General features: G+C 72.5%; 1 protein-coding gene and 1 rRNA gene. Both read left to right on the forward strand.

The window, feature by feature from the left end; all coding sequences use genetic code 11:
* Positions 1-88: 88 nt before the first annotated feature.
* Positions 89-205: ribosomal RNA gene (rrf, locus tag ACXJKG_RS20380) — 5S ribosomal RNA — on the forward strand.
* A gap of 1909 nt (positions 206-2114) precedes the next feature.
* Positions 2115-3081: hypothetical protein (locus ACXJKG_RS20385; protein WP_456847544.1), on the forward strand; the 967-nt coding region annotated here is incomplete at its 3' end.

Raw genomic sequence — 3081 nt, forward strand, 5'->3', positions numbered from 1 at the left:
ACTTCACCACCTCATTCAATGATTGCTACGCGTCCACTGTGCGGTTCCCGAGAGACGAACGGGAACCCGTTTGACAACTCGACAACGTTACGGCGGTCATAGCGAAGGGGAAACGCCCGGTCCCATTCCGAACCCGGAAGCTAAGCCCTTCAGCGCCGATGGTACTGCACTCGCCAGGGTGTGGGAGAGTAGGACGCCGCCGGACATCATTCAGGAGAAGCCACCCCTACGGGGGTGGCTTCTTCTGTTTCCACAGAAGAACATTTGCGCGCAGCGTCGGGCGTATTGATCAGCAGGTTTCACCGCAGTGTCGTCCCCGCTCCGCCTAATCGGCGCGGCCCCACGGCCGCCGTTCGGCGTCCGGAGCAGGGGATGAGACGATGGGGCGGTCGATCGCGACGAGGAGAACACAGATGAACAGCGAGAATCGTGCCGGGGGCACACCTGACGACCGTGGTCGGTCGGGTGGAGCGAACCGCGGTCGACCCGAGGGCTCTGGCAGCTCAGCGCGCGGCCCGCGTGACTCGCAGGGTCGGGGCGGCTCCGGCGGCTCGTCCGGTCGCGACGGCGGTTCCCGACCGGGAGACCGGCCGCGCTCCGACGGTTCTCGTGACTCGCGTGGCGCTCGACCGGCCTACGGGGCGAGCAACGACCGCGGTTATGGCCAGCAGTCCGGTGGGCGCACCGGTGACTCGCGCGGCGGACGGCCGGCGTCGGGTGACCGTTCGTACGGCAACCGGCCGAGCGGCGACCGTCCCTCGTACGGTGACCGTCCCGGTGGCGGCGACCGGGGCCGTGCTGGCGACCGTCCTTCGTACGGCGACCGTTCCGGCGGCGACCGGTCTTCGTACGGGAGCCGGCCCACTGGTGACCGTCCTTCTTACGGGAACCGTCCCGGTGGTGACCGTCCCTCGTACGGGAACCGTCCGAGTGGTGACCGTCCCTCGTACGGCGATCGTCCCGGTGGTGGCGACCGGAGCCGTGGTGGCGACCGTCCTTCTTACGGCGACCGTCCCGGTGGTGACCGTCCTTCTTACGGGAACCGTCCCGGTGGTGACCGTCCTTCTTACGGGAACCGTCCCGGTGGTGACCGTCCCTCGTACGGGAGCCGTCCCAGTGGTGACCGTCCGTCTTACGGCGACCGTTCCGGCTCGGGTGATCGCAACCGAGGTGGCGACCGTCCCTCGTACGGCGATCGTCCCGGTGGCGACCGGTCCTACGGGAACCGTCCCGGTGGTGACCGTCCCTCGTACGGCAGCCGGCCGAATGGCGACCGTCCGTCCTACGGCGACCGCCCCGCCGGTGGCGACCGCAGCCGTGGAAGCGACCGCCCCTCGTACGGCGACCGTCCTGCTGGCGGCGACCGCAGCCGAGGTGGTGACCGTTCGTCCTACGGGAACCGTCCCGGCGGTGACCGTCCGTCCTACGGGAACCGACCCGGTGGCGACCGCCCTTCGTACGGTGACCGTCCCGGTGGCGGCGACCGCAGCGGTGGTGGCGACCGCCCCTCCTACGGTGACCGTCCCGGCGGCGACCGGCCCTCGTACGGCAACCGTCCCGGCGGCGACCGACCCTCCTACGGCGACCGCTCCGGCGGTGGCGACCGCAGCCGTGGTGGCGACCGCCCGAGCTACGGCGACCGGCCTTCCGGTGAGCGCACGTCGTACGGCAGCCGTCCGTCCGGTGACCGACAGACCGGCAACCGTCCCGGCTACGGTGACCGTCCCGCCTCCGGGGACCGGTCCGGTGGCGGGCGTCCCACGGGTGCCCGACCGTACGGCGACCGTTCCGGTGGCGGGCGTCCGACCGGCGATCGTCCCGGCGACGAGCGCCGTCCGTACGGCGACAGGTCCGCGAGCGACCGGCCTTCCTCCGGTGGCCAGCGGCCGGCGTACGGCGACCGTGGTGCGCGCCCCGCGTCGGCCGAGCGTCCCGAGCGTTCCGGTTCCGGGCGTCCCCCTGCGGGCGGCAGCCGGTCGGACCGCCCGGCCACGGGTGATCGTCGGCCCCCTGCCGGTCGCTCGGGCTACGAAGGTGCCCGGAGCTCGTCCGGGCCGGACCGGCGGGAGAGCGACGACCGTCGCCTCACGCGTCCGCCGCAGGAGGAGCGCGTCGTGGCCCCCGAGATCCCGGACGAGGTCGTCTTCAGCGATCTCGACCGCGCGGTCCGCGGTCGCCTGCGCACGCTGAGCAAGGACAACGCCGAGGGCGTCGGGCGCCACCTCGTCATGGTGGGCATGCTCCTCGACACGCAGCCCGAGCTGGCGTACGAGCACGCTCAGGCGGCAGTTCGTCGTGCGGGTCGTGTCGACGTCGTCCGCGAGGCCGCCGGCCTGGCCGCCTACCGCACCGAGCGGTACGCCGAGGCGTTGCGCGAGCTCCGCACGGTGCGCCGGCTGAACGGCTCGTCGGAGCACCTCGCGATCATGGCGGACTGCGAGCGTGGCCTCGGCCGGCCCGAGCGAGCGCTCGCGCTGGCTCAGGAGCCCGAGGCGGAGACCCTCGACGCCGAGGCCAAGATCGAGCTCGCGATCGTCGTCAGCGGCGCCCGGCTCGACCTCGGCCAGGCCGAGGCTGCGGTCGCGGCTCTCGCGACGGCGGACGTCCGGGCGGCCACGGGGCTCGTCGCGGTGCGCGTGGCGCAGGCGCGGGCAACCGCGCTCGAGGCGGCGGGCCGTGCCGACGAGGCAGCGGCCGAGCTGGCGCCGTACACGCAGGACCAGCTCGACGAGGCCGCCGGAAACGTCGAGGTGGAGGACGACGTCGTCGCGTTCGACCTCAGCGAGTTCGACGAGGACGGCGAGTACGACGAGGACGAGTCGGACGACGACGCGCCCGTGGACTCCGCGGCGGCAGAGCTGGACGACGAGGACGAGTCGGATGACGACGCGCCTGTGGACTCCGCCGCGGCGGAGCTCGACGACGAGGACGACGAGCACCACGCGCCCCAGGACTCGGCTGCGGCCGAGGTCGACGGCGATGCGCCGGCCGACTCGGTCGAGCTGGAGTCGGACGCCGGCACGGCGGATGACGAGGTGCGGGAGGACTCGCTCGAGGTCTCGTCGAAGGACGACACCGACG

The sequence above is a fragment of the Cellulomonas sp. P5_C6 genome (assembly GCF_054049635.1).